The sequence below is a fragment of the Endozoicomonas sp. SESOKO1 genome, from assembly GCF_024606265.1.
Lineage (GTDB): Bacteria > Pseudomonadota > Gammaproteobacteria > Pseudomonadales > Endozoicomonadaceae > Endozoicomonas.
Genome location: NZ_JAHHPP010000147.1, coordinates 1 through 7,079, shown reverse-complemented (window position 1 = coordinate 7,079; position 7,079 = coordinate 1). Strand labels below are relative to the sequence as shown.

Sequence of the window (7,079 nt, the reverse complement as noted above, 5' to 3'; positions counted from 1 at the left end):
ACTCAGGCAGTGTACCCCTCTGGATGTCGACTCTTAATCATGCCGCCGCTCATGGCGGTCATTTTTATACGGTAGGGTGAAATAATAAATGAAAGGGATCTGCAAGCTGAGCCTGGCCATGGCCATGGCAGGTTATGGAGTGACTGCAGTAGCGGCGGTGGAAGATGCCGGCCATGTCAATATGGGGCCGGTGGAAGTGGTGCCAATGGCAGCACTGGCTATTGGTCACGATGACAATATCTTCCGTGAAGGCGAGGGTGCGCTGGCCAATAAAAGCTCTACGGTAGTGAATGTCGATGCTTCTGCTGCTTTTAAAGCGCAGCAGGGCATGAGCACCTATGAAGCCACACTGGCTGCCAAAAACACCAGCTTTACCAGCGAGTCTGATGCCAATTTCACTGATTATGGCGTAACGGGCTTGATTCATCAGGAGTTTAACAGTCGTAATCGTCTGGATGTGGATTTTGATCTCGGCCGTTACCACGATGCTGGTTCCACGATTGATGGTGCAGACAACAAAGAGGCTCCAGAGTTTACCCGCACCAGGGGTGGCCTGAAGTACGGTTTTGGTTCTACAGAAGCCATGATGCGTGCAGATCTGTTTGGTAACTACAATAAGCAGGATTATCAGAAAACTGCCGGAGACAAAGAAGGCAGTGACCGTAAGACTGTCGATTACGGGACCACCGTCTTCTATCGATTCATGCCAAAAACCGACGCGCTGGTGGAGATTAAACAGCGTGAGCTGGATTACACCAATGAGCAGGGCGCAGGTTACGACATCACCAGTTACCTGGTGGGTCTGAACTGGGAAGCGACGGCTAAAACCAGTGGTTATGCCAAATTGGGCCGTCGTTACCGGGATGCTTCAGCCAGTGATGTGGATCGTCAGGGCTACACTGGCTGGGAAGTGGGTGTCAGCTACATGCCGGTTGATCGCTCTTTATTTCAGTTGAGTACCAGCCGTGACTACGGTCTGGAATCTGAAAATCCACAGACTGCAGACTTTACCCAGGGTACTGCCAGCTCAGTGAGCTGGAATCACCAGTGGACCGGGAAAATCAGCACCAATGCCAGCTACAGCTACACCGATGAGGAAGTTCAGAATAGATTCGGTGTCAGCCAGAAGGATCGTGCCATCAATCAGTTCGGTCTTTCGGTGGACTGGAATCTCATGCGTAATGCTGCTGTATCGCTCTCTTATGAGGTCAGTGATCGTGATGAGTCCGCCCGTCAGTCGGGTGTTGATGCAAATGGTTACAAGCGTAACGTCTACATGCTCAGTGGTACCGTTGCTCTCTAGGATGAATCACAAAGCGTGCAGGCTGTGGCATAAGACCCAGCCTGATTTTTCGTGTCAAATTTCACTCGCTGGTCGGGTTGTCAGTGCTCTGCTGGCGGCTCTAAGGAGTTATCAGGCAGGTTGTGGTAATGGGAACGGTTCGAACCTTATCAATTTTTTTATCACTATTTCCATCGCTGTGTTCATCAATAGCAGCGGGGCTGGTGGTGTCTGCGCTTCTGGTCAGCGGCGTTGCCAGTGCTGATCAGTTAATGAGCCTCTCCCGCTATGAGCTGGGCTCAGGCGATAAAATTGGCATCTCGGTATTTGGCGAAGACGATATGGAGAAGGAGCTGATCCTCACGGATGCGGGTACCGTTTCCTACCCGTTTCTGGGAGAGTTTCGGGTGAAAGGAATGACCGTCGGGCAACTGGAAAAATACATTACCCGACAGCTGAAAGATGGTTATTTTGTTGATCCGCGAGTCAGTGTTTCCATATTGGAATACCGTAAGTTCTTTGTCAGTGGTGAGGTGAAATCCCCTGGTGGTTTCAGCTTTGAGCCGGGCCTGACCCTTGAAAAAGCGGTGGCGCTGGCCGGAGGCTTTACCCAACGGGCTTCCAAAAAAGACATTATGGTCACCCGTGAAGAAAGTGGTCGTGCCGTTGAGCGGGAGTTGTCGTTGAATGAGTCCGTCCTGCCGGGCGACATTATTACTATAAATGAAAGCTTCTTCTGATGAATTAACGCAGTATCGCTGCTGACACGTTGTGCAGGCTTTATGATTACAGATTCTAAAAAGACTTCGGCGGCGCCCTCAGCCAGACCGATGCAGGACGAAGATATTATTGACCTTCGTCAGATTTTTCATGTTCTGCTCTCCTACCGCTGGCCCATTATTGGCTTTACCCTGGCAGTCGTTTTGATGGCGGCGCTGGTGGTGTTCTCAATGACCCCGGTATACCAGGCGACAGCTGTCCTGCAGATTGAGCAGGAGCAGGCCAAGGTGGTCTCCATTGAGGAGATCTACGGTATTGAAGGTGGTAATGACAGTTACCTGAATACCCAGTTTGAAGTATTGAAATCCAGGGGCGTTCTGGAAAAAGTGGTGCATAAACTCGGGTTGCTGAAAAACCCGGAGTTTAATATCTCTCTGCAGGAAAAGCCCTGGTATGCCGGGTTGACCGACTGGCAGGGATTGCTGGGTATTGCGCAGCCGGAAGCGGTGGCAGACGATAGCGCCATTCTGCGGGATACGGTCAATGTATTGGCTGAGCGCGTTACTATTGAGCCGGTCAGAAAAACCCAGATTGTTCGCATTCATGGTCAATCGGAAAATCCGCGTCTGGCTGCTCAGATTGCCAATGCTATTGCCAGTGCCTATATCGAATCCTATATGGAGGCAAAACTCTCCCTGACCCTCAGTGCTACTAACTGGATGCAGGGGCGTTTGAGTGAGCTTTCTGAAAAGCTGAAAGTGGCAGAGCAGAACCTGCAGGCCTACCGCGAACAGGAGCAGCTGATTGATATGGAGGGTGTTCTCACCGTTTCCAGCAATGAGCTGAAAGCGCTGACCGAATCCCTGGTGCAGGTGCGTCATAAACTGGCGGTTTCTGAGAATATCTATCAGCAGATCCGTGCCGGGAAACTGAAAAAGGATGATAACCGAACCCTTAAGGCAGTGCTGGCGCACCCATTGATCCAAGGTCTGAAGCAGGACGAATCCAAACTGGAGCGTCAGGTGCTGGAGCTCTCCCGTCGCTATGGGCCAAAGCATCCGAAAATGATCTCTGCCCGTTCTGAGCTGGAAAGCATTCGACAGAATATAGAAATGGAGGTTCTCAATATTGTTGAAGGTGTTGAACGTGAATATGAGATTGATAAGGCTAATGAGCGCAGCCTGGAAAGGGCAGTAGCTGAGGCCAAGGTCAAGGTTCAGGATATCAACCGCAAGCAGTTCCGCCTAAAGGCCCTGGAGCGTGAGGTGCGTATCAATAAAGACCTGTACGATGCCTTCTTTAAACGTATTCAGGAAACATCCGCCACCAGTGACCTGCAAACCGCCAATGCCCGTGTGGTGGATCAGGCGTTTGCCTCTGAGGATCCGGTCAAGCCCAGGAAAAAGCTGATTGTTGCTATTGCGGGCCTGCTTGGTTTACTGGTCTCCTGTGGTATTGCCTTCCTGTTGGAAATGCTGAACAACACCGTTCGTACAACCAAAGATATAGAAGAGAAACTGAATCTGCCAGTACTGGGTGTGCTGCCAAAGCTGACCGATAAAAAGCTGGATGGTCAGATTCACAGCCTGTTTACCAATAAGGAGCAGCATGGTTTTGGTGAAGCGATTCGCACTATTCGAACCAGTATTAATCTGAGTGCCATGGATCAGGAGCATAAGCTGTTTGCTCTCACTTCCACTGTGCCGGGCGAAGGTAAATCATCCACCGCTTCCAATATGGCGCTGGCGTTGGGGCAGCTGGGTAAAACTTTGTTAATTGATTGCGACCTGCGTCGGCCGGTGGTGGGTAAGAACTTTGCTATTAAAGGCGGCTCTGCTGGTCTGGCGAACCTGCTGGCGGGTACGGCTTCCGTTTCAGAGGCTGTGCATAAGGTGGATGGCATTGATGTTATTCCCTGTGGTCTGGTGCCGCCAAACCCGCAGGAGCTGCTGGCTTCCGAGCGCTTCAGCACCCTGCTGAAAAAACTGAAAGAGCATTACGATTATGTGGTGCTGGACTGCCCACCGGTGCAGAACGTCAGTGATGTATTGATGGTCTCTCGTCACTGCGACGGTCTGATCTATGTGGTAGAGGCTGGCCGAATGCAGATTAATGCCATTCAAGTAGCCGTTGGTCGTCTGTTGCAAGCCCGAGCACCAGTGACCGGTGCTGTTCTGAACAAAATCAACCCGTCTCAGAAAGATGCTTATGGTTACAGCCAGGGGTATTACGACCACGACGGCTACTACTCTGGTTCTGCCTGATTGGCAGAGTATTCAGGGTATCGAGTTTACGCCTTTCGACTCCGCTTTAGTGCGAACGGTATGTATATCAACGCTTGGCTTTACAAGTGCAAGGGCTGTTAAATAGTTAAAACAAAAAAACAATAAGTGGTTGTACTTATAACGCTGTCGTTTATAATACGACTTGGTTATGCATGAATTTTAAAAGCCGGGCAAATCCATTGTCTCCAGCCTTTTTTAAGATAAGCCAAAGGATTTATGTCTGGCAGTCTGCTGTCGCATGATCTTTACAAATTGATATTTCGCTGTTCCAACATAATGTGAAAAAGCTGGTGGGCGGTAGCGTGCCTTTCAGGAAAGTGTTGGGTTGACTCAGGGAGCTTGTCGGACTTAAGGCTCTCCTACGCGGCAAAACCTCCTGGGATTGTACCCACTTAAGTGCTACCTTTTGTGGACACGAATTGATGCAAGGGGGCAGGGTTGTGGAAACATTCGGGATCAGGGGTTTAAGAGAACCCAGTGGTGATCTCACCCGCACCGCTGAATCTGGCCAGATGGCATTAATTAATTGCAGGCATAAGCCATTACTGTTGGGTATTCCCTTTACCGATATTCAAAAGCACTCATTGCCCAACTGTTTGAAAAGGCAGGTGAGTAGCTGTTACTCCTGCCCTTGGTCTGGATCCGAAATGGCATTTATTGCTTGCAATAATCACCAGAAATTTAACACAAAACAGTGGCAATCAGCCTTTTACCTACAGTTTTTTTAGGACGTGACCAATGGGTTTTCGCACTATCCGGCTGACGGTTGTATAGTGCAGGCCAAAATAATCAGCAATCTCGGTAAGGCTATAGCCACCCGATTGATAAGCAGAAATAATAGCAGGTTTTCCTTTCTTGACAGAGCAGAGGTATTACCTAGAGTAATACCTCTGTGCTTATTGCGAGAAAGCCAGCATGTCTACCAGCTCAATAACCAGCAAGGGGCAAGTAACCATACCCAACGCCTTGCGGTCGAAGTTCCACCTGCACCCCGGTGACAAGGTACTATTTGAAGAAAAAGACGGTGTAATCACCCTCACTCCCATGAATAACGACATTGAAGCGCTGGCAGGTTGTCTTGCCAGCGACACCAATGGCAAACAAGGAACACTGGAAGATAGGGAACAGGCCATCAAAGCAGGTGCGATGGCTTCCTGGCAAAACGGAGAGGATAATGATAATGGACGGTATTGATCCAATGTCCTTGTTCGCTACCTTGTCAAAGACGATTTGAAGCAGCACCAGCAAGCTCTGGCTTTATTGAAAGCCCTGCCAAAAATTTACCTCAGCCCCATCGTACTGGTAGAAACCGTTTGGGTGCTCAGTCACTTCTATAAAGTCAATGCAGAAAAACAATGTCAGAAACTTCGGGAGCTTCTCTGTCTCCAGTGCATTATGACCGATAATCGTCAGGCGGTATTAAATGGCATCGTCGATTATACCAATGGCTATGATTTTGCGGATGCAATGATAGGCCATCACAACAACCTCAGGAAATGCAAAACAACCTGGACTTTTGATAAAAAAGCAGCGCGGCTGAAACAATTTACCCGGTTGGAAAAATAGACACGCTGCTTTTCTGCATGAAAGACCGGCCTCGTTTTTTTTAATAATGCACGATGAAAGGCCTGACCCTGGTTCTGGTTTTTTTTTCTGGTTTTTTTCCGGTTTTTGTAACTTGAATATGTATCCAAATGGATACATAATTCCTTAATGTACTTGCTCATGACCACTGACCACTTCGAGAAGTGGCTGCACAAACTTAAAGACAAGCAGGGCAAGGCTCGAATCCTGGCTTCTCTTAAATTGCTGGAGCAGGGACACATCGGGGACTTTAAAAAATCTGGAGGCATGACATGAGCAGGAAGCTAAAGACCTTTGATGCATCAGAGTATCTTGAAGACAGTGAAACGATTGCAGAATACCTGAATGCTGTCATCGAAACGGGTGACCAAGCTTTGCTCTTATCGGCTATTGGTGATATCGCCAAGGCAACAGGGATGCAGAAGATAGCCAATGGCTCAGGCCTCGGTCGGGAAAGTTTATACAAAGCCCTGACGCCAGGTGCGAAACCAAGATTTGATACAGTGTTCAAAATTCTTCAGGCCCTGGGAGTGAGTTTGAAAATCAGCCCTCAGCATTAGTGATATTCTGGTATCGAACTGTACAAAGTATAATAAGGGTGTTGGGTTACATTGGGCATGATGAATGACCTGACCCCATAAGCAGTGGCAAAGAGGTTCAACGGCATGGAACAACAGGATTATTTGCAATACATAGAAACCGATTCAGCCAAACGGTATGGTAAGCCCTGTATCAAGGGTACAAGAATAACGGTTATCGATATTCTTGAAATGATGGCTGAGGGGATGAGCTCTGATGAAATCCTGGTAGACCACCCCAACCTGCAAGCGGTACAGATAAAAGCAGCACTTCTTTATGCAGCGAATACCATAAAAGGTGCAGCCTGATGCTGCTGCTTGATGAAAATCTTTCACCCCGGTTGATAGCACAAATAGAACCCCAGTTTCCGAAAGCCTGCATGTTATTCATGCAAGCCTGCACAACTCTACGGATATTGAATTATGGAGCTTTGCAAAAGCTAATGGGCTTGCCATTGTCAGTAAAGATAAGGATTTTTTATCAATGCTGGAAGCATTCGGACACCCACCAAAACTGATTTTTTTGAAAATCGGTAATGTCAAGCTTGCGGTTGTTGAGCGTGTTTTAATAGACAACTGAAGTGGTTATAGTTTTCCGGACACACAAGCACGGGTAATATCAAAGCCCCT

Annotated in this window: 7 protein-coding genes and 2 pseudogenes; all 9 read left to right on the top strand. The window is 48.5% G+C overall.

What is annotated here, in order from left to right:
* Window positions 1-88 precede the first annotated feature (88 nt).
* Window positions 89-1,303, top strand: a complete 1,215-nt coding sequence (locus tag KDK13_RS07220) for a hypothetical protein (RefSeq protein WP_257284300.1) — start codon at window positions 89-91, stop codon at window positions 1,301-1,303.
* Between the two features lie 128 nt (window positions 1,304-1,431).
* Window positions 1,432-2,022, top strand: a complete 591-nt coding sequence (locus KDK13_RS07215) for a polysaccharide biosynthesis/export family protein (RefSeq protein ID WP_257284299.1) — start codon at window positions 1,432-1,434, stop codon at window positions 2,020-2,022.
* 42 nt (window positions 2,023-2,064) lie between these two features.
* A complete protein-coding gene (locus tag KDK13_RS07210) occupies window positions 2,065-4,266 on the top strand; it encodes a polysaccharide biosynthesis tyrosine autokinase (protein WP_257284298.1) in 2,202 nt (733 codons plus the stop codon).
* 936 nt (window positions 4,267-5,202) lie between these two features.
* Window positions 5,203-5,481 carry an AbrB/MazE/SpoVT family DNA-binding domain-containing protein gene (locus KDK13_RS07205; RefSeq protein ID WP_257284297.1) on the top strand — a complete coding sequence of 93 codons (279 nt, stop codon included), beginning with the start codon at window positions 5,203-5,205 and terminating at the stop codon, window positions 5,479-5,481.
* 12 nt (window positions 5,482-5,493) lie between these two features.
* Window positions 5,494-5,853 (top strand): annotated as a pseudogene (locus KDK13_RS07200) (type II toxin-antitoxin system VapC family toxin); the annotation flags it as partial.
* 159 nt (window positions 5,854-6,012) lie between these two features.
* Complete coding sequence (locus KDK13_RS07195) at window positions 6,013-6,147, top strand: hypothetical protein (RefSeq protein ID WP_257284296.1); 135 nt, start codon at window positions 6,013-6,015, stop codon at window positions 6,145-6,147.
* Entirely contained in the window at window positions 6,144-6,431 is a 288-nt protein-coding gene (locus tag KDK13_RS07190) for an addiction module antidote protein (RefSeq protein ID WP_257284295.1), read from the top strand. The genes KDK13_RS07195 and KDK13_RS07190 overlap by 4 nt, the downstream gene beginning before the upstream one ends.
* Before the next feature lie 105 nt (window positions 6,432-6,536).
* Window positions 6,537-6,758, top strand: coding sequence for a DUF433 domain-containing protein (locus KDK13_RS07185; RefSeq protein WP_257284294.1), 222 nt, complete (start codon window positions 6,537-6,539; stop codon window positions 6,756-6,758).
* Window positions 6,759-6,819: 61 nt separating this feature from the next.
* A pseudogene (locus KDK13_RS19175) lies at window positions 6,820-7,029 on the top strand (DUF5615 family PIN-like protein); the annotation flags it as partial.
* Window positions 7,030-7,079: the final 50 nt, after the last annotated feature.